Here is a 22,110-nt window from a genome sequence, read left to right on the forward strand (position 1 = left end):
ATGCCTGCATCTTTACTTGAGTTGAAGAAAAAAATTGCTTCAGTTAAGCAAACCGGTAAAATCACAGAAGCCATGAGAATGGTTTCTGCTTCAAAACTTAATCAAACTGAAAAGCGTGATGAGGGCTACACGATTTATAACGATCATGTAAGACAAACCTTGTCTCGCTTGATGAGTGCAGAAGTCGTCCGACATTTACAAAAAGAAAATGTTACTGTTGACGAAGATAGTATTGGAAAAATCGATTATGAAAATGTTTTTGGCTTAGGAATCGTTTCTGATATGGTTCAAGCAAGGAAAAAGGTCAAATCAACTGGTTATTTAGTTGTAACTGGTGATCGTGGTCTTGTTGGCTCATATAACAGTGCTGTCATTAAAAATATGATGGGTCTTGTTGAAGATTCCAAAGCTGAAAATAAAGATATTAAAATTTTAGCAGTAGGTTCTGTAGGAGCGGACTTTTTTAAAAAGAACAATTTAAATGTTGTGTATGAAAATGCTGCTATTTCTGATGTTCCCACATTTGATGAGGTTTTACCAATCGTCTCAACAGCGATTAAAATGTATTTAAACGGTGTTTATGATGAATTGTATGTTTGTTATACGCACCACATTAACTCTTTGTCTTCTGCATTTAGAGTTGAAAAAATGTTACCGGTTGTCGATATTGATATTGGAATCAAAGAAGCTGAAGCACACAGAGATTTAGAATATGATATTGAACCAGATGTTAACGCAGTTTTAACCACTTTAATTCCACAATATGCTCGTTCAACTATTTACGGAGCTATTTTGGACGCAAAAACAGCAGAGCATGCAAGTTCAATGACTGCTATGCAGAGTGCGACAGACAATGTTAATGACTTGGTTTCAAGTCTGACAACTAAATTAAACCGTGCAAGACAAGCAGAAATTACCACTGAAATCACTGAAATTGTCAGTGGTGCTAATGCTTTGAAATAAATTGAGAAAAGGAGGTAGATGTTTTGAGTGAAGGTGAAGTTGTTCAAGTAATCGGCCCAGTTGTCGATGTTAAATTTCCACTTGATAAAAACCTACCTGATATTGACAATGCTTTGCGTGTAGTTAAATCAGAGGATGAAACTATTGTCCTTGAAGTCACGCTAGAGCTTGGGGATGGCGTTTTAAGAACAATCGCCATGGAATCTACCAATGGTCTCCGTCGCGGAATGAAAGTCGAAGATACCGGCGGTCCAATATCCGTTCCTGTTGGTAACGATACTTTAGGACGTGTGTTTAATGTTCTCGGTGAACCAATCGATAATGGTCCAAAATTTGATAAGGATCATGCTCGTAATAGTATTCACCGTAATGCACCAAAGTATGATGAACTAACAACTAGTCAAGAAATACTTGAAACTGGAATTAAGGTTATTGACCTGCTAGAGCCATATGTTCGTGGTGGTAAAGTTGGGCTATTCGGCGGTGCCGGTGTTGGTAAAACAACTATTATTCAAGAGCTAATCCATAACATTGCGCAAGAACACGGTGGTATTTCCGTTTTCACTGGTGTTGGTGAAAGAACTCGTGAAGGTAACGACCTTTATTTTGAAATGAAAGCATCTGGCGTTTTGAGTAAAACCGCCATGGTTTTCGGACAAATGAATGAACCGCCTGGTGCCAGAATGCGAGTTGCATTAACTGGATTAACTTTAGCAGAATACTTTAGAGATGTTGAAGGGCAAGATGTGTTGCTCTTTATCGATAACATCTTCCGGTTTACCCAAGCTGGTTCTGAGGTTTCAGCTTTACTTGGTCGAATGCCAAGTGCCGTTGGTTATCAGCCAACTTTGGCAACTGAAATGGGCCAATTGCAGGAAAGAATTACTTCGACAAAGAAGGGTTCAATTACTTCAATTCAAGCCGTTTATGTGCCTGCTGATGACTATACTGACCCAGCACCTGCTACTACTTTTGCTCACTTGGATGCGACTACTAATTTGGAGCGTAGCCTGGTTGAGCAAGGTATCTATCCGGCAGTTGACCCCTTAGAGTCAACATCAAGCGCTTTGGATCCTGAAGTAGTTGGTGAGGAGCATTATGATGTTGCAACTCGTGTACAACATATTTTGCAACGTTACCATGAACTGCAAGATATTATCTCTGTTTTAGGTATGGATGAATTATCTGATGAAGAAAAAGTAATTGTTAGTCGTGCTCGTAAGATTCAGTTCTTCTTGTCACAAAACTTCTTCGTTGCTGAACAATTTACTGGGGTTCCTGGTTCATATGTTCCAATTAAAGAAACAATTAAAGGCTTTAAGATGATTCTAGATGGTCATTTGGATGATCTTCCTGAAGATGCATTTCGTAGTGTAGGCCCAATCGAAGATGTTTTGCAAAAAGCAAAAGATATGGGTGTAACAGCTAGTGATCCTGAAGCTAAAGCATTGTTAGAAAAGTAGGGTGATGTCACATGGCAGATCCAGAAAAGCTTTTTAAGGTTAATGTTGTAACTCCAGATGGGCTAATTTTTTCACATCATTGCAGTATTGTGGAAATGCGAGCAATAGATGGTCAGCGTTCAATTATGTACAATCACTTACCGATTTTAACGCCTCTTGCAATTGGCGAAATCAAAGTGAAACGTAGTCGGCAGATGAATAATGCTGTCAATCATATTGCTGTTAGCGGCGGTTACTTTGAATTTTCGAATAACGTCGCAACCATTATTGCAGATAGTGCAGAGCGTTCTAATAACATTGATGTTTCGCGTGCTGAAGCGGCACGGAAACGTGCGCAAAATGCGATGAAAGAAGCTAAGGCTGCGCATGATCAACGATCATTAGAAAGAGCCCAAGTTGCATTAAGAAGGGCTGTAAACAGAATTAGTGTTTACAATTCAAGTAAATAGTATTAAAGTTTTAACGGACGCACAATTTTGTGCATCCGTTTTTATTTAATTGAAGAAATGTGAGAAGAAGTATGTTTCAACTTGGTGTTCACGCCCTAATTAGTATTGTAATTTACTTGATTACAATAGGCTTATCGTTTCAAATTATGAAAAGCGTTCAAGTAGAGAAAATTATTAGAAAAAACAAAATTTTTGAGGCTCAGCTTTTGCTGATTTTTGCTGCAATTGCTTTAGGCTTCCTAGTTGGCAACTTTTTCATTACTCTAATTGATACATCTTTGCAATTGAGTAATTTCTTTTAAGACTTACTTAAACGAATGAAGCTAACAGCAAACTTGTTATCTTTATGGTAAAATGTACAATGAATATTTATGGAGGATTATTGTGGCACGAGATATAGGAATAGATTTAGGGACAGCCAATGTGCTTATCAATGTTTCTGGTAAAGGAATAGTTTTGAATGAGCCTTCAGTTGTCGCCGTTAATACAAGTACGAATAAAGTTGTAGCCGTTGGTACAGAAGCTTATAAAATGGTTGGACGGACACCTGGTAATATTCGGGTAATTCGACCATTAAAAAATGGTGTCATTGCCGATTTTGATATTACAGAGGCGATGCTGTCTTACTTTATTGAAAAGTTAAATGTCAAAGGCTTTATGTCAAAGCCTAACATACTAATTTGTGCGCCAACAGGAGTTACGTCAATTGAGCAAAAGGCGATAATTCAAGCAGCCGAAAAATCCGGTGGCGGTAAGGTCTATTTAGACTTTGAACCTAAGGTTGCTGCTGTAGGTGCTGGCCTTGACATTTTTAAGCCGCAAGGAAACATTGTGATTGATATTGGTGGTGGAACTACTGATATTGCTGTTTTGTCGATGGGTGAAATTGTGACTAGCCAGTCTCTACGCTATGCCGGCGATCATATGAATCAAGCAGTTGTCTCTTATATTAAAAATAAGCACAATCTTTTGATTGGTTCACGTACAGCTGAGCAAATTAAAATTGAAATTGGTAGTGCTTTTGAACCGGATAAAGAAGAAACGATTACAGTTCGTGGTAGAGATGTTGTTGATGGTTTACCAAAACAAGCTACTGTTTCAGCTCCTGAAATTCAAGAGGCTCTTCATGATGGTTTAATGACTATTATTGCAGCTACAAAAGATGTTTTAGAGAAAACACCACCAGAACTATCGGCTGATATTATTGACCGTGGCATAATGCTTACTGGTGGTGGAGCGCTACTTAAAAATATTGATAAGCTTATATCGTATTACCTTAAAGTTCCCGTATTAACTGCCGATCACCCGTTAGAAGCTGTGGCATTGGGAACTGGTATTTTACTTAAAAATATTGAAAAGCATCAACGTCATTAGCAGAAGTAGGAGGTTGACTTGCGTAAGTTACTGATTTTTCTAGTTAAAATTTATCAAAGGGTTATATCACCGGCTTTACCTAGCAGTTGTCGATATTATCCAACATGTTCAACCTATATGATCGATGCACTAAAGAAATTTGGCCCGGTTTTAGGGTTAGTCATGGGAATTTGCCGAATTTTTCGTTGCAATCCATTTGTACGAGGTGGTGTAGATCCCGTGCCAGATAAATTTACTATTTTTCGTAATCCTCATCCAGAAAAATATGAGGATGAAATTATTGCTAAAAAATTTCATCCGTATGTGAAGTAGGAGAAGTTATGTCAAGAAAACCAGAGAATATAAACGTAGAAATAAACGAGTTAAAGGGAAAGGAAAATCCAACTTGGGAAGTCGTAATTCCTAATAAAAAGGCGATTGGCTTGATTGAAAAAATTTCTGGTCGCTATCGCGCCACAACTGGAAAAACTAACAGTGTTTTGTATTCCAAGAGCTTAGAAAGTAGTATCAATGATCTGCTTTCTTACTTTGCTTTACACGAAAAATAGTTAGCAGTATCGGACAGTGATAATTAATGGTAAAAGTACAAAATAAAACAGATCTTTTTGATCAGATAGCATGGAACATTGTGATTCCAGTTTTAATTCTTGCCGCAATTGGACTTTATTCTATCTATTTTGCTGCAGTTGATGATCCTAGTCATATGGGTAGTCCACTAAAGGCCGTATTAATGCAGGGATTATGGTATGTTATCTCGTTAGTAATTGTTGTCTTTGTGATTCAGTTTGACGCAGAGCAATTGTTTAGAATTGCACCATACGTGTATGGCTTTGGAATAATACTTCTCATTGCAGTTTTATTCTTTTATAACCGTAGTATCGCGGCTGATGCGGGAGCAAAGAGCTGGTTTAAGCTCGGACCAATTTCTTTTCAGCCTTCGGAGGTTATGAAGCCAGCATTTATCTTAATGTTGGCACGAGTTGTTCATGAGCATAACCAAAAGATGGCACATACAATAAAAAACGATTGGCTACTCATTGGTAAAATGATTGCCTGGCTTTTTCCAATTGCAATTTTGCTAAAATTACAAAATGACTTTGGAACTATGTTAGTATTTATTGCTATTGTTGGTGGCGTTATACTCGTTTCAGGAATATCGTGGAAAATTATCACGCCCATGTTTGTAGCCGTCTTTATCTTAGGAGCAGTAACTATTTTTATGGTTACTACTGCTGGGGGACAGTCTTTTCTTAGCCATTTCTTTCAGCCGTATCAGTTTAGACGGATTATGTCTTGGCTTAATCCTTCTACTGATACTTCAAAAGCAGCCTATCAGTTGTGGCAGAGCATGCAGGCAATTGGTTCTGGACAGATTTTTGGCAATGGCTTTGGCAATTTAAGCGTATATGTTCCAGTTCGCGGCTCCGATATGGTTTATTCTGTTATTGGTGAATCCCTTGGCTTTGTAGGTAGTGTTGCGGTTATATTATTATACTTATATTTGATTATTCAAATGGTCCGCATTACTTTTGATACTAAAAATGCTTTTTATTCTTATGTTTCTACAGGGGTGATTATGATGATCTTATTTCACGTCTTTGAGAACATTGGGATGAGCATTGATTTATTGCCCTTAACCGGTATACCTTTACCATTTATTTCGCAGGGAGGATCAGCCTTAATTGGCAACATGATTGGAATTGGAATGATTCTTTCAATGAAATTTCATAATAAGGATTACATGTTCAGCCAGGCTGGTGACTTTTAATTAATTTATTTATTGCAAAAAAAACACTTCAAAATTTTTTGAAGTGCTTTTTTAGTTTAAATTAAATCTTGATTCTCTTTTGAACGACAAACAAGAACATCACAGTCAGCAGTTCTAGTAACATATTCGGTAACACTACCAATTAAAATTCGTTCGACTGCATTTAAGCCAGTAGCACCAACGATGATTAGATCAATTTGATGCTTCTTTGGAAATTCGTGAGCGATGATTGATTTTGGAGAGCCAAATTCAATTGAAAAGTGTACTTCTTCAACACCAGCTTCCTTAGCTTCGTCGTAATATTTTTGCAGTTTGTCTTTAGCGTCATTTGATACCTGTTCGACCATTTCCGAATCAAAACTCGAAACATTTTGAAATGAACGCGTGTCAATGACATGTAAAATTTCAAGTACAGCTTCGTTACGCTTAGCTGCAGCGACAGACTTTTTAAAAGCTAAATCCGCTTCTTTTGACCCATCAACGGCCACCTGAATACGGTGATATTGTTTCATCATATAAAACACCTCTCTTACATCCATTTTAACAAATTTTTGTCAGATTAATCATTCTTTTGATTAATTAAAAGGCTAAAAATTAAAATGGTGACAGAACTAAGGATCAGCGTTATCAGGTTTAAATACTTATTTGACTGAAATAACAGATAGCAGCCAAGAATACATTCTATTGTAAGGATGATTGCAGTCCAAGACATGATTTGTGTAAAACCAGTATTACTTTTTTGACTATAAATTAAAAAGTGCCGTTTACGATTACTCCATAAGTAAAGAGCAGTCGCCAATATAATTACAAGGTATACAGCTATAACAAATTTAAGAATCATTAATTTCTCCAAATAAAAAAACGGTCAACAGACCGTTTCGTAATATTCTAAAGAAATCTGAGTCTGCTAAAGTAGCAAAACAATGCTTGTTGAACCCGCAGTGTTCAAAAAAATGAGACGTATCGCAACGAATATGGATCCTATCAAAAGATAGTATTCCGATTCGAAAGTTATTTACAATCTCGCATGTCTTATGTTTGACCGGTCAACTATAAATAATTAAGCCATTAGTCCGACTCAGATCATCTATAATACTACTCAATGACATAATGTTTGTCAAGGATTTAAAAATTAGCAAAAGCTAGAAGAGACGTATCTAATACGCATTTTAATACTATATTAGATTAACATAAGTTGATTGAATCAATTATAATCAAATTCATATTATTTATAAAGCAAAAGATAATAGTGGCAAATATTATTATTACGAAATTTATTAGTACATGGAATTACCAATTTTTGTTTTTGATATTAATGCCACCTTGTTCCTTATAAGAATCAAATTATCAGCTTTAGTGAATAAATTAAATAAGTACTTAAGTAATTGTAATTAACGCTTGTGAAGTATTTATTTTTTAAAAGAAAAATGATTTTTTCTACTGCATTAATGAATTGAACTTATTAACTTGAGCATCTATTTTTTGCTTAAGACTAGCAACTAATACTTTGTTCTAGTCAAAATTGTAAGTATTAGCAATTCAACTCATACCAGCTAAAGTATCACTAGGTTATTGCATAGCAATACAGAACTGAAGTGGTGCTTTTTTATTTTGGTTATGGTCTTCATTAATCATGTATGTATAAAAATGCTATTAATATGTATATCTATAATAATATCTTAAAGCGTTTACTGTTATATAATTGATATTTACTAAATTGATTTACCTTTAAATTACAAATTATTTAACTAAAAGATTTCGAAGGCTTCTAGCATGACTAAAATAAAATAGTTTTAAATAATGCAAGAAGCCTATAGGGATTAATTAAAAATAATTGTATTTGGTTTAGTTTAATGGTTAAAGAAAAATCCATCTAATGTGTTATTTTATTTAAGCCAAAACTTTTAGGGCTTTACGGAAAAAAATTATTAAAGACTAACAAAAACATTTAAAAAAATCTGATTGAAGTTTTTTATAAAAGCACATAAAAAATAAATTAAATATTGACATTAGTATAATTTGGGGCTATCTTATTTTTGTATAGTATTTGTCAATAGGAAAGGATGTTTGTATGTTAGGAAAGAATAATTACAAAGAGCGGTTGAAAAGGATGGAAATGCAATCTAAGCAAGACCATTTTTCAATACGTAAATTAAGTATTGGAGCTGCCTCTGTGTTACTCGGATTTACTTTCTTTGGGTTAAATAGTCAAACGGCAAAAGCTGATACTGTTGATCCAAAACAGGAAGTTAGTGAAAATGTAAACACAAAGTCAGTTCAATCCTCTTCGATTAGTTCTGATAAAAAAACTGAAACCCAGGACACTCAATCTGACGTTACAAATGAAAATGATTCCAAGCTGTCTACTTTTACTGGCTTAACTTCATTTTTTAAAGGTACGAATAAGGTAACTGTAAAAAATGATAACAGTAACAATAATCAGTCTTTGAGTAAATCTAGTGAAAAGCAATCTGTTGCAGAAAAAGACAATCAGATTGCTAATTCCGCTGAAAAACCAGCAACTGATCAGAAAAATTCAGATCAAAGCCAAAGCTCTGCTCTTACCAAATCAGGTCAGAGTAATACTTCTGACATCACTGGTTCAACGGATGTAAAAGAAGACGCTAGTAAATTAACGGCTAATTCTACCACTAATCAGGAAGAAACTGATGAATTAGCTGGGACTGATAATCCGAATCTTGCCGTTACTAATCAAGAGCAAAAGATTCAAACTAGAGCCGATATAGAGACAGGCTCTACACCAACAATTATTAATGGTGCAGCGTATATTTATAACTGGGATCAATTTAGATCTGCTTATGCGAATGCTAATGTTTCAGAAATTGATATTATGAAAGATATTGCTAACCCTAATGGTAACGATCAAGAAACAGGCTTCGACATTCCCGGAAGAACATTATTAATTACATCAGGTGGTAATACTAGGCATATTATTGATTTTAAGGGTTCACATCCTAATTTAACTGGTAGCCAAAAACTCCAGATAACTTATCGTAACTTAACAGTTTGGTGTTCAGATTGGTACGGTATAATTAAAACCGATCAGTACGGTTATGATGCAACTAAGAATAATACAGCGATTATTACACTGGATGATATTGATTTCCATGGTTCCCAAATGTTATATGTTGGTAGCCATAACGAAATTCACTTGAAGAATAACATTACTGCAGAAACAATTAATTATAGTTATACCAGTCCTGTAGATGGCGGCACAGCAGGTGGTAAAGATAATAAACAACAACTATTTGAATTTACTAATAACGATAATAATATTTATTTCGATACGGGCTGTACTTTCACAGGTACAACTTATGGCGGTAATGTTATCCAGATGTCACAAGGCAACGGCAACATCCATGTTGAGCAAGGTGCCACTGTTACTTTAAATCCATTAGGTAATGCAGATGGTTCTCTAGGTAACAATCCTAGTGAAACTACTGGTACTACATATGGTATTTACATAGCCGGCTCAGGAAAGATTGACGTTGAAGGTGTTTTAAACATTAACGTCGGCAAGAGCAAATCTAATGCCTCTCAGGCTATTTATAATGGAACACGAAATGCTGTGCAAGCAAAGGCTATTGGACTTAATGATGCTAATTCATCGTTTAATATTGGATCCGGCGGTAGTGTTAACATTACTACTAACGGTAATATTTCTAATAATACTAATACCAGCTTAATTTTCGATGGCGGTAATTTCATCATTAATCCCAATGGTTCTTTGAAAATAACCGGGGAAGATATGGGTGACTATAATGGTACATTAGTTGCAATTGCCAGCAGTGCAGACATTGAAAATGGTACTTTTGAAATTCGCTTGAAAAATGGTGGATCGACTAATGCAGGTAGTGGAGCAATAACACTAATTGATGCGACTGGTAATTTGACAGTTAATAACCCCGAATCTTTAGTTCTGGATGCACACCTTAACAAGAATCCCGCTACCAGTCTTATCGGCAATAACCAGGTTACCATCACCAACGTACGGCAAAAGTTAAATCTTTCTAGTATTGTTCCTAGTCTCAAAGATCTCACATTGCCACCATATCACTTGTTAAAGGTTAGGAAGGATAGTAATGGAAATATCCAGGTTGCTCCAAATGGTATTGAAGTATTAAACGGTCAGCAAGTTTTTGATACAGCTGCTCTTCAAAAAATCCAGGATGATAAAGACTTAGGTCCTATATTTAAAAATTTACCAGATAATATTCTAAGTGAATTAAAGCAGCTTGCCGGTAGTGGCAGTGCCACATATGATGATGTCTTTAGTGGAATTATCAATTACGCCTTTAGCGATCCTTCAAACATAGGCTATAACGATATTAGCTTTATTCCAGCCAACCCAAGTGGCTTTTTGGATATTAATCCTGCTAATGTTAAAGTATCGTATAACGAAGATGGCACTAGCACTATCACTGGAGCAATTTTGAATTATACAGATGCAACAGATGGTGTGAACAGTGACGGCCTATTTAGTAAGATTCTTCCAGGTGGAACCAATGCTTATGTAAGAGCTTATGTCAAAGATTCATCTGGTAAAGAAACAGCTATTAAGTCTAACAGCGAAATAGATGATCCGTATAAGCAAACAGCAGATTCCGGTAAGACTTTGTCTCATGACTTTACTGCTATGGCTAAATATAATGAGCAAACTGGCCGTTATGAATTTAGTTTTAACATTCCAGCTGAAACAACCAAAGCCCTGAAAAAAGGCGATAAAATCGAATTATACCCTAATGCTAATTTTATCGAATATAATCCACTGGCAACTAAATTGCCTGAATCAGATTCAAACCATAGACCAATTGCTGTTGACGTTTTAGCAGCAGCTCAAGATACAGCAGCCCAGGAAATCAATGATGAGTTACAAAAGATTAATAATGATCAATCAATAAAACATAATAAAGATTTAGACGATGCTATTGCCAATGCAAAACAGGTTGCTGCTAAGTCAGATTCAAGCAACTATGATTCTGGCAAATCAGTTTATGGTGCTGATAATATTCCAGAAGTAGAGAAGAGAAAGAAAGATGCTTTAAGTGATTTACAAACAGCTTATGAAACAGCCCAGAAGGAGTCGCAAGCTTTAAGTGACCAGGTAAAAGCTTCTAAGACAGCGATTACGGATGCTGCAAAAGAAGCTGAGAATAGAGTACGTAGTACCAGCCTTACTAATGATGAGCAACAAACATATATTGATGCAATTGAAAAGGCCAAGGATGAAGCTTTAGCAACGAAAGATGACGCTAATTTCGATCCTGCGAAGTCGATTTATGGCAGTGACAACGTTGATGACGTTAAGAATAAAGAGACTAAAGCTACTAACATTTTTAATAAGGAAGCTGCCAAAGGTGAACTTGACGGTTTTGCCAAAGACTGTGAAACAACATTAGGCTTAGACTCAACAACTAATAAGGGTGTTGACGATGCTAAGACAGCTGCCATTACTGCTATTGATAACATATCTGATAGTGCTGTGCCTGCTAGTGATAACACAACAGATGTAAACAACAGTGAAAATGATGGTAAAACTAATATTTTAGATGCCGTTAAAGCGGCTGCTAAGGATCAGCTATCTAATAGTAATACTTCTGTGCAAGGTGCTATTGATAAAATTGATGGTCTGTCTACAGAAGAGAAAAAAGCGGATAAAGCTCAAGCAGATGAGCTAGTTACAAACGATAAAAAAACTGGCTATGCAGATTTAATTGATCAAGATTCAACTGCTGCTGATATCAAAGGTCACTTAAATGATGGAATAGCAGCGCTAAATGAACTGGAAACCAAAGCAAAGGCTATTGGCCGTATTAATGACGCTGCAACTAATGCAAAAGCACAGATTGATCAGAATAACGACTTAACTGCTGCGCAAAAAACTAAATATGAAGGTGATATTAGTACTTTAGTTAGCGAAGGAACGCAAGCTGTTAAGAATGCTAAAAGTGCAGATATTGATACTACAGCACAGGAATATATTGATCAAATTAATAATGTTCCAAAAACAGCTGGAAGCGATTTATTAGATGCTCAACGTGATACTGCCAAACAAGCAGTTGAAGCTGCAGCTAAAAAAGCAAGCGATGCTATTTCTGCAATTTCTGATGATTTACTTGATCCAGCAACAAAGACAAAATACAACAAGCAAATTACAGATGCTGAAAATGCCGCAAAATCAGCTATCGATGCCGCTACAACTGCAGACGCAATTACTTCTGAACAAACAAAAGGTATAAACGATATTAACGATATCTACCAAGACGCCTTACTTGCCAAAGAAAAAGCTAGCGCATTAACTGAATTGGCTACTGCTAAGGATAAAGATCTTGGTCTTATAGACGCTGACCTTAAGGATGGCTCCATTGATGATGAAACAGCACAAAATGCAAAAGCTAATATAAATAGTATTTATACGCAAGCAGTTGTTAAAATCACAACCAAGGATAATGATATCAAGACAGTCGATGATGATAAAAACAAAGCCATCGATGACATGGATAAGATTGCAGAAAACATCAAGGGTAGTCAAGAAGAACAAGATGTAAGAAAAGCAAAAAAGACTGCAATTGATGAACTAGCGGGATTAGCTGATAAAGTTAAGACTGAGATTGCCGCTGATAAGAACTTATCCCAAGTCGAAAAAGACGGCTATACAGATCAAGTTGATCAAGCTTTAGCTAATGCTAAGAATAAAATCAACGCTGCCACAACTACAGATGAAGTTACAAAGAATGAAGCTGCGGGTAAAGCAAATATAACCCAAGTTGAAAATGATGCATCACTTCAATCTGCTAAAGATCTAGGCTTAGCAGATATTCAGAAGGCCAAGAAGGACGCTCTTGATCAAGTTAAGAAATTAACTAATGTTGATGACGATACCAAGAATCAGCTAAATAGTGAAATAAATGATGCTTATGATGCCGCTAAAGACAAGATTGAAAGTCCCGACCCAGCAACAGCAGACCAAGTTAATAAGAACGCTCAAGAAGGCGTGACAAACATCAACAACGTGGTTAGTGATCTTAATGTTGCCAAAGCGGCAAATAAACGGAAACTTGCCAAATATGCCGAAAAGGCAATTGATCGCATTGATGCCAATACGGATTTAACTGCTGATGATAAGACAAAAATAGAACAAGCAATTAACGATGCTCGCGATAAGGGCATAACTAATATTGATGCAGTTACAACCACGGTAGCTGATGTTGAGGCAGCAGAAAAAGAAGCTGAGGAAAACATTGATGTTGCGGCAACAGCTGGAGACAATTTATTAAATACTCAACGTAATACAGCAAAACAAGCAGTTGAAGATGCAGCAACAAAGGCCAAGAATGCCATTGAAAACAATAAATTTCTTGATGCTGACAGCAAGACGAAATATGAAGATAAAATTGAGGCTGCTCAGAAAGCCGCAGAAACAGCTATCGATGCCGCTACAACCGCAAACGCAATTACCTCTGCACAAAACACCGGTATTAATAATATTAGTGATGTCTCACTTGCTGCAGAAAAAGCCAGTGCATTAACTGAATTAACTGCTGCTAAGAATAACGATCTTGAAACTGTAAATGCTGCTCATGATAATGGTTCTGTTGACGATTCAAATTGGAAAGATGCAGTAAATGAGATAAATAGTATTTATGATGCTGCCGTTAAGAAAATTACGAACGATGATGATATTACTACAATCGGTACGGATAAAACCAAAGCCATCGATGACATGGATAAGATTGCAGAAAACATCAATGGCAGTCAGGCAGAACAAGATTTAAGAAAAGCGAAAAAGAATGCAATTGATGATCTAACGGAATCGGCTGATAAAGTTAAGACTGAGATTGCCAATGATAAGAACTTATCCCAAGTCGAAAAAGATGGCTATACAGATCAAGTTGATCAAGCTTTAGCTGATGCTAAGAATAAAATCAACGCTGCCACAACTACAGATGAAGTTACAAAGAATGAAGCTGCGGGTAAAGCAAATATAACCCAAGTTGAAAATGATGCATCACTTCAATCCGCTAAAGATTTAGGCTTAGCAGATATTCAGAAGGCCAAGAAGGACGCTCTTGACCAAGTTAAGAAATTAACTAATGTTGATGACGATACCAAGAATCAGCTAAATAGTGAAATAAATGATGCTTATGATGCCGCTAAAGACAAGATTGAAAATCCTGATCCAGCAACAGCAGACCAAGTTAATAAGAACGCTCAAGAAGGCGTGACAAACATCAACAACGTGGTTAGTGATCTTAATGTTGCCAAAGCAACAAATAAACGGAAACTTGCCAAATATGCCGAAAAGGCAATTGACCGCATTGATGCCAATACGGACTTAGCGGCTGACGATAAGACAAAAATAGAACAAGCAATTAACGATGCTCGTGATAAGGGCATAACTGATATTGATGCAGTTACAACCACGGTAGCTGATGTTGAGGCAGCAGAAAAAGAAGCTGAGGAAAACATTGATGTTGCGGCAACAGTAAGCCTTGATACCAATAAGACTGCTGCAAAACAAGCAGTTGAAGATGCAGCAACAAAGGCCAAGAGTGACATTGATAACAATAAATCTCTTGATGCTGTCAGCAAGAAGAAATATGAAGATAAAATTGAAGCTGCCAAGAAAGCCGCAGAAACAGCTATCGATGCCGCTACAACCGCAACTGCAATTACTTCTGAACAAACAAGAGGTATTAACGATATTAACAATATCTACCAAGACGCCTCACTTGCTGCAGAAAAAGCCAGTGCATTAACTGAATTAACTGCTGCTAAGAATAAAGATCTTGATACTGTAAATGCTGCTCATGATAAGGGTTCAGTTGACGATCCAAATTGGAAAGATGCAGTAAATGATATAAATAGTATTTATGATGCCGCGGTTAAGAAAATTACGAACGATGATGATGTTACTACAGTCGGTACGGATAAAAATGACGCTATCAGTGCCATGGATAAGATTGCAAATGGCATTGATGGCGATCAGGATGCACAAGATTTAAGATCTGCGAAAAATAAGGCGATTAATGAATTAGCGGGATTAGCTGATCAAGTTAAGAATGAGATTGCCAATGATAAGAACTTAACCCAACTTGAAAAAGATGGCTATACAGATCGAGTTGATCAAGCTTTAGCTAATGCTAAGAATGAGATCAACGCTGCCACAACTACAGATGAAGTTACAAAGAATGAGGCTGCGGGTAAAGAAGACATAACCAAAGTTGAAAATGATGCATCACTTCAATCTGCTAAAGATCTAGGCTTGACGGACATTCAAATGGCCAAGAAGGACGCTCTTGACCAAGTTAAGAAATTAACTAATGTTGATGAAGATACCAAGAATCAGCTAAATAGTGAAATAAATGATGCTTATGATGCCGCTAAAGACAAGATTGAAAATCCTGATCCAGCAACGGCAGACCAAGTTAATAAGAGCGCTCAAGAAGGCGTGACAAACATCAACAACGTGGTTAGTGATCTTAATGTTGCCAAAGCAGCAAATAAACGGAAACTTGCCAAATATGCCGAAAAGGCAATCGATCGCATTGATGCCAATACGGATTTAACGGCTGATGATAAGACAAAAATAGAACAAGCAATTAACGATGCTCGCGATAAGGGCATAACTGATATTGATGCAGCTACAACTTCAGCAAACGTTGAGACAGCAGAAAAAGCTGCTGAGAATGCAATTGATGTTGCGGCAACAGTAAACCTTGATACTAATAAGAATTCAGCCAAGAGTGCTTTGGATACTACAGCTGCAAATGCTAAGACTGATCTTAAGAATATTTATGATAAGTTAACTACTGACTATCAAAAGTTAACTGATGATCAAAAAGCAACAGCAAAAGCTGATTATGATAAAGCAACCCAAGCTTATGAGGATGCTACTAAGGATGGTGGTACAATCGATCAGGCTTGTGCTGCTGCAAAAGCAAAAGTTGATTCAGCTAAAAATAAAGATGAATTAAACAAGGTAATAACTGATGGAAACTCCAGCATTTTAAATGAAGAGTCAGCAGCTTCCTTGGCAATAATTAAGGCTCAAGCTAAGCAAGACATTCAAAAAGCGGTGGATGAAGCTAAAGCTGAACTTAAGGACAAGAATAATGAAATTAATCTAAGTGATCAGAGTGCCTTAGACGAAGTTCAAAAACTTGGTAATTCAGATATTGATGCAGAAACTAATGCAGAAACCGTTTCAACAATCAGAGATAATACGATTAAGGGCATTAATAACATTGTCACTAATGCTAAGGCAACAAATGCAGATCAAATTAGAAAAGATCGCGACGATGCCATCAAAGAACTTGATAAGGTCCTTAAAGGTGATAAAGATGCTGGCATTTCTGGAGTACTAGACAAGATTGATGCTCTTGAAGATGATACTGGTAAAACCGGCTTAACAGCTGATGAAATAACTAAGTTTAAAGAACAAGCTCAAAAAGCTCATGATGAAGCCGTAGCAGCAATTAGTGGCGCTACTGATGATCAAATCAATGATTTGAAACAAAAGGGAATTGATGCAATAAATCAAGCTTTAATTGATGCACAAATCCAGGCGGCTAAGCGTAAGGGCAATAGTGATCTAGATACTGCTGCCAAAGAAGCTAAAGACAAGATCGCACAATCTAATAATCTTACAGACACTGAAAAAGCTGAAGCCAACCAAGCAATCGATGATGCTACAACTACAGCTAAAAAAGATGTTGATGCAGCTACTAGTGTGGACGAAGTTAATAAGGCTGTTTCTGACGGTAAGGATGCAATCAATGATGCTGTTACAAAGGCAAATAGCGCCAAGGACTTGACTTCTAAAAAGAAAGATGCCAAAGATGCTATTGATGCTGAAGCGGCAGTAATTAAAAAGAGAATTAATAGTGATGCCAACTTATCTAGGTCAGAAAGACTTAGCCAATCTGCAAATGTTGATCTTGAAGCAGGCAAAGCCAAAAATGCAATTGATCGTGCTGATAACGTTGCAGATGTAATTAAGCAACGTGATACTGGTGTAAATGCAATTGATGCGCAATACGTATCTGGTAAGCCACTTGCTGATCAAAAGACTGATGCTATTAAAGAAATCACTAGTGTTGCAACTGAAGCTGTAAATAAGGTTGACAAAGATGACTCGAAGTCAGCTAACGAGAAAGATAAAGAAAAGAAAGCGATTGCTGATGCTGCAGCAGAAGCAAAAGATGCAATTAATAGAGCAAAAGGAGCTGAAGGTGTTAATAAAGCCAAGGTAGACGGTATTGCAAAAATTGAGGCTGCACAAAAACCAGTCATTACTCTTGCTGATCAAAAGAAAACAGCAAAAGATGCAATTGATGATGCTGCTAATAAGGCCAAGAATAAGATTTCTCAAGATCCAGGATTAACTAATGATGAAAAAGCTACTGCTAATAAAGAGATTGATAGTCTAGCAGATGATGCTAAAAATAATATTGATCAAGCAACAAATATTGATGAAGTTGAAAAAGCAGAGGCTGAAGGAACTGCGAATATAACCCAGGTACAGAGTAAAGTTAATATTCAGAAGAAAAAGGATCGCGCCAAGAAGATTATTAATGATGAAGGTATTGACGCTAAGAAAGATATTGATCGTGCTTCTGTAAGTGATAGTGAAAAGCAAGCCGCAAAAGCTAAAGTTGATCAAGCAGTTAAAGATGAACAGGCTAAAGTTGACAAAGCTAATGATGGAGACGAGATCTTAGATATAATTGATGAGTCCCAAGAAATCATTCATTCATTTGTTCCTGAAACAAGTGGCTCCGGCAGCAATGGTTCTGACTCAAACGGTTCAGGCTCGAATGGTTCAGGCAGCAACGGTTCTGACTCAAATGGTTCAGGCAGCAACGGTTCTGGTTCAAACGGTTCCGGCAGCAACGGCTCAGGCTCAAACGGTTCTGACTCAAATGGTTCAGGATCAAATGGCTCCGGCAGCAATGGTTCAGATTCCAATGGCTCCGGCTCTAACGGTTCCGGCTCAAACGGTTCAGGCTCAAACGGTTCAGGATCAAATGGTTCAGGCAGCAACGGCTCTGGCTCCAATGGTTCAGGCAGCAACGGCTCAGGTTCAAATGGTTCCGGCAGCAATGGTTCCGGCAGCAACGGCTCGGGCTCAAATGGCTCAGGCAGCAATGGTTCCGGCAGCAACGGTTCTGGCTCAAATGGTTCCGGCTCAAATGGTTCCGGCAGCAACGGTTCTGGCTCAAATGGCTCAGGCTCCAATGGTTCCGGCAGTAACGGCTCTGGATCAAATGGTTCCGGCAGCAATGGTTCCGGCAGCAACGGCTCGGGGTCAAATGGCTCAGACTCTAATGGTTCAGGCAGCAATGGTTCCGGTTCAAACGGTTCCGGTAGCAACGGCTCCGGTTCAAACGGTTCTGGCAGCAATGGTTCTGGCTCAAATGGCTCAGGCTCAAATGGTTCTGGATCAAATGGTTCCGGCAGCAACGGTTCTGGCTCCAATGGTTCCGGCTCCAATGGCTCAGGCTCCAATGGTTCCGGCAGCAACGGCTCGGGATCAAATGGCTCAGGCTCCAATGGTTCCGGCAGCAACGGCTCGGGATCAAATGGTTCCGGCTCAAATGGCTCAGGCTCTAATGGTTCTGGCAGCAATGGTTCTGGCAGCAATGGCTCTGGATCAAATGGCTCCGGCTCGAACGGCTCTGGTTCTAATGGTTCTGGCTCCAACGGTTCTGGCTCGAATGGCTCCGGCAGCAACGGCTCAGGCTCCAATGGCTCCGGCAGCAACGGTTCCGGCTCGAACGGCTCCGGCAGCAATGGTTCCGGCTCAAATGGCTCCGGCTCCAATGGTTCCGGCTCGAACGGCTCCGGCAGCAATGGTTCAGGTTCAAACGGCTCAGGCAGCAATGGTTCTGGCAGCAACGGCTCAGGCTCTAATGGCTCTGGATCAAATGGTTCCGGCTCGAACGGCTCCGGCAGCAATGGTTCAGGTTCAAACGGCTCAGGCAGCAATGGCTCAGGCTCCAACGGCTCCGGCTCCAATGGTTCTGGCTCGAATGGTTCCGGCAGCAACGGCTCAGGCAGCAACGGCTCCGGTAGCAATGGCTCCGGATCAAACGGCTCAGGTTCAAATGGTTCAGGTTCAAACGGCTCAGGCAGCAACGGCTCCGGTAGCAATGGCTCTGGTAGCAATGGCTCAGGCTCCAATGGTTCTGGATCAAACGGCTCAGGCAGCAACGGCTCAGGATCCAACGGTTCTGGCTCGAATGGCTCCGGCAGCAACGGTTCCGGCTCGAACGGTTCTGGATCGAATGGCTCCGGCAGCAACGGTTCCGGCTCGAACGGCTCCGGCAGCAATGGTTCCGGCAGCAACGGCTCAGGTTCAAATGGTTCCGGCAGCAACGGTTCCGGCTCGAACGGCTCCGGCAGCAACGGTTCAGGCAGCAACGGCTCAGGCTCGAATGGCTCCGGATCAAACGGTTCTGGCAGCAATGGTTCCGGCTCTAACGGTTCAGGCAGCAACGGTTCAGGCAGCAACGGTTCTGGATCAAATGGTTCCGGCTCCAATGGCTCAGGATCAAATGGTTCCGGCAGCAACGGTTCTGGCTCAAATGGCTCAGGCTCAAATGGTTCCGGCAGTAACGGCTCAGGCTCAAATGGTTCCGGCAGCAATGGCTCTGGCAGCAATGGTTCCGGCAGCAATGGCTCTGGCAGCAATGGTTCCGGCAGCAACGGCTCAGGATCAAATGGTTCCGGCAGCAACGGCTCAGGCTCGAATGGCTCCGGTTCAAACGGTTCTGGCAGCAATGGTTCCGGCTCTAACGGTTCAGGCTCCAATGGCTCCGGCTCTAACGGTTCAGGATCAAATGGTTCCGGCAGCAACGGTTCAGGATCAAATGGTTCCGGCTCCAATGGCTCCGGCTCTAATGGTTCTGGCAGCAACGGTTCTGGCTCAAATGGCTCAGGATCAAATGGTTCTGGCAGCAATGGTTCAGGCTCAAATGGTTCCGGCAGCAATGGCTCAGGATCAAATGGTTCCGGCAACAACGGTTCTGGCTCAAATGGTTCAGGCAGCAATGGCTCAGGCTCAAATGGTTCTGGCAGTAACGGCTCTGGCTCAAATGGTTCCGGCAGCAATGGCTCAGGCTCAAATGGTTCCGGCAGCAATGGCTCAGGATCAAACGGTTCCGGCAGCAATGGTTCCGGTTCAAATGGCTCAGGATCAAATGGTTCTGGCTCAAATGGTTCCGGCTCCAACGGCTCAGGCTCAAATGGTTCAGGCAGCAATGGCTCAGGTTCCAACGGTTCCGGCAGCAACGGCTCTGGATCAAATGGTTCAGGATCTAACGGTTCTGGCTCAAATGGCTCGGGTTCCAATGGCTCAGGCTCAAATGGCTCAGGCTCAAATGGTTCCGGCTCTAACGGCTCAGGCAGCAACGGCTCAGGCTCCAATGGCTCAGGCAGCAATGGTTCTGGCTCCAATGGCTCAGGCAGCAATGGTTCTGGCTCTAACGGTTCCGGCAGCAATGGCTCCGGCTCAAATGGTTCTGGCTCCAACGGCTCCGGCTCAAATGGTTCTGGCTCCAACGGCTCCGGCTCAAATGGTTCCGGCACCAACGGTTCTGATTCCAATGGCTCAGGCTCCAATGGCTCCGGCTCAAACGGCTCAGGCTCAAATGGTTCCGGTTCAAACGGTTCTGGCAGCAACGGCTCAGGTTCAAACGGTTCCGGCAGCAATGGTTCTGGTTCAAATGGCTCCGGCTCAAACGGCTCGGGCTCAAACGGCTCCGGCTCAAACGGTTCAGGTTCAAATGGTTCCGGCTCGAATGGTTCTGGTAGCAACGGCTCCGGCAGCTCTAGCACCTCTGGCGGCAATAGTTCCGATTCGCAGGGCACTGGAACAGCTGGTAATATTGCCGGCAATGGTGACATTAACGGCAATAATGCTACAAATAAGAATCCTGGAACTAGTGGCTCAGAAACTGGAAGTTCAACAGAAAATGTTGATGTTGATTTGAACAACAGCAAAGAAGTAAAATTGATGCACAATGCCTATGTTTACGATATTCATGGTAATCGGGCAAATCAGATTACATTAGGTGCTGGTTCAATTATCAGATTTTATGGCATCAAGAATATTGCTGGTGTAGACTACTATATTGTTGTTGACCAAGGAGAAGATAATGAGAAGCTCTTCGTTAAAGTTGCCAATGCTGAAGCTGCAAAGCTGAAGTTAAAGCATAATAGTTATGTTTATAACAAGCATGGCAAACGAGTAAAGAAAGACGGTGTTCTTAAGAAGGGTGTACTTGTTAATATCTACGGTGGCGCAGTTAAAATACGTGGTAAGAAATACTATATTATTGACAGCAATCGTTACATTAAAGCTGCAAACGTTACTGTAAAATCAAGCTCAGCCAAGACTTCTAAAGCTGAGGTAGTACCAGTCAACTTGCCAACTAATACCAATACTCAAAATATCGTTGAAAAGGATATCATTCATAATTCATATTTGTATGATGACAAAGGCAGAAGAGCAAATAAATTAATCTTTTTAGGTGGCTCAATAGTTAATACGACTAGTCAAAGAATGATTGATGGCAAGTTATACTATGAGCTAGATGATGGCCTTTATATCAAGGTAAACAACGTTGATGGTAAAAAGAGTAAATTAACCCACAATGCGTTTATCTATAGTAAACACGGTAATAGAATTGGAAAGAAGGTCTTGAAGAAGAATAGTTTGGTAAAAACTTATGGTGCTGCAATTAAGATTAATCATAAGAAGTTCTATCTTATTGACAAAGATAAATATGTAAAAAAGGCTAATTTCTAATTAGTAATTTTACTTAGTTAAATAAAAAAATGTCGCAAGTTATTTTGGTAATAGCTTGTGGCATTTTTTGTTTAAACTTTATGCATATATATAATTCACTCTTATTATCTATATAAATACATAAAATAAAAAAAGATATAATATATTTTTATTAAATAAACTTAATTTTTTCAAAAATATATTATCTTATATTTGCTAAATTGATGGTTGGACTTGTTTCTTAGTGTTTTCAGGAAATTAAGTTATTGTGCAAAATTT

The 22,110-nt window shown here is 39.1% G+C and carries 10 protein-coding genes; 9 read left to right on the forward strand and 1 reads right to left on the reverse strand.

From position 1 onward, the window contains the following. The 8 genes from J3U69_RS01865 (at window position 1) to J3U69_RS01900 (ending at window position 6,017) form a co-directional block, all read left to right on the forward strand. Entirely contained in the window at window positions 1–963 is a 963-nt protein-coding gene (locus tag J3U69_RS01865; protein WP_220221052.1) for a F0F1 ATP synthase subunit gamma, read from the forward strand. 23 nt (window positions 964–986) lie between these two features. Continuing rightward, window positions 987–2,426: a F0F1 ATP synthase subunit beta gene (gene atpD / locus J3U69_RS01870; RefSeq protein WP_220221053.1), complete on the forward strand. Its 1,440-nt coding sequence runs from the start codon at window positions 987–989 to the stop codon at window positions 2,424–2,426. 11 nt (window positions 2,427–2,437) lie between these two features. Beyond that, window positions 2,438–2,875: a F0F1 ATP synthase subunit epsilon gene (locus J3U69_RS01875; RefSeq protein ID WP_103752235.1), complete on the forward strand. Its 438-nt coding sequence runs from the start codon at window positions 2,438–2,440 to the stop codon at window positions 2,873–2,875. Window positions 2,876–2,946: 71 nt separating this feature from the next. Then, window positions 2,947–3,177: a DUF1146 family protein gene (locus J3U69_RS01880; protein WP_220221054.1), complete on the forward strand. Its 231-nt coding sequence runs from the start codon at window positions 2,947–2,949 to the stop codon at window positions 3,175–3,177. A gap of 82 nt (window positions 3,178–3,259) precedes the next feature. Further along, window positions 3,260–4,249, forward strand: coding sequence for a rod shape-determining protein (locus tag J3U69_RS01885; RefSeq protein ID WP_220221055.1), 990 nt, complete (start codon window positions 3,260–3,262; stop codon window positions 4,247–4,249). Window positions 4,250–4,267: 18 nt separating this feature from the next. Continuing rightward, the gene (gene yidD / locus J3U69_RS01890) at window positions 4,268–4,561 is read left to right on the forward strand and encodes a membrane protein insertion efficiency factor YidD (protein ID WP_220221056.1); all 294 of its coding nucleotides are present in this window, start codon (window positions 4,268–4,270) and stop codon (window positions 4,559–4,561) included. Window positions 4,562–4,569: 8 nt separating this feature from the next. After that, entirely contained in the window at window positions 4,570–4,797 is a 228-nt protein-coding gene (locus J3U69_RS01895; protein WP_220221057.1) for a DUF2969 domain-containing protein, read from the forward strand. A gap of 26 nt (window positions 4,798–4,823) precedes the next feature. Further along, window positions 4,824–6,017, forward strand: coding sequence for an FtsW/RodA/SpoVE family cell cycle protein (locus J3U69_RS01900; RefSeq protein ID WP_220221058.1), 1,194 nt, complete (start codon window positions 4,824–4,826; stop codon window positions 6,015–6,017). 56 nt (window positions 6,018–6,073) lie between these two features. On the opposite strand, the gene J3U69_RS01905 is transcribed toward J3U69_RS01900, so the two are convergent. Beyond that, a complete protein-coding gene (locus J3U69_RS01905; RefSeq protein WP_220221059.1) occupies window positions 6,074–6,532 on the reverse strand; it encodes a universal stress protein in 459 nt (152 codons plus the stop codon). Between the two features lie 1,556 nt (window positions 6,533–8,088). Between J3U69_RS01905 and J3U69_RS01910 the strand changes: the two genes are divergently transcribed. Next, complete coding sequence (locus tag J3U69_RS01910) at window positions 8,089–21,852, forward strand: DUF1542 domain-containing protein (protein WP_267412858.1); 13,764 nt, start codon at window positions 8,089–8,091, stop codon at window positions 21,850–21,852. Window positions 21,853–22,110 lie beyond the last annotated feature (258 nt).

It is taken from the genome of Lactobacillus sp. B4026 (assembly GCF_026535825.1).
In the GTDB taxonomy this organism is placed as follows: domain Bacteria; phylum Bacillota; class Bacilli; order Lactobacillales; family Lactobacillaceae; genus Lactobacillus; species Lactobacillus panisapium.

Excerpts from the sequence above, each read along its gene's own strand:
- J3U69_RS01865 (WP_220221052.1), top strand. The coding sequence starts at position 1 with ATGCCTGCATCTTTACTTGAGTTGAAGAAAAAAATTGCTTCAGTTAAG.
- J3U69_RS01875 (WP_103752235.1), top strand. The coding sequence starts at position 2,438 with ATGGCAGATCCAGAAAAGCTTTTTAAGGTTAATGTTGTAACTCCAGAT.
- J3U69_RS01880 (WP_220221054.1), top strand. The coding sequence starts at position 2,947 with ATGTTTCAACTTGGTGTTCACGCCCTAATTAGTATTGTAATTTACTTG.
- J3U69_RS01895 (WP_220221057.1), top strand. The coding sequence starts at position 4,570 with ATGTCAAGAAAACCAGAGAATATAAACGTAGAAATAAACGAGTTAAAG.
- J3U69_RS01900 (WP_220221058.1), top strand. The coding sequence starts at position 4,824 with ATGGTAAAAGTACAAAATAAAACAGATCTTTTTGATCAGATAGCATGG.
- J3U69_RS01905 (WP_220221059.1), bottom strand. The coding sequence starts at position 6,532 with ATGATGAAACAATATCACCGTATTCAGGTGGCCGTTGATGGGTCAAAA.
- J3U69_RS01910 (WP_267412858.1), top strand. The coding sequence starts at position 8,089 with ATGTTAGGAAAGAATAATTACAAAGAGCGGTTGAAAAGGATGGAAATG.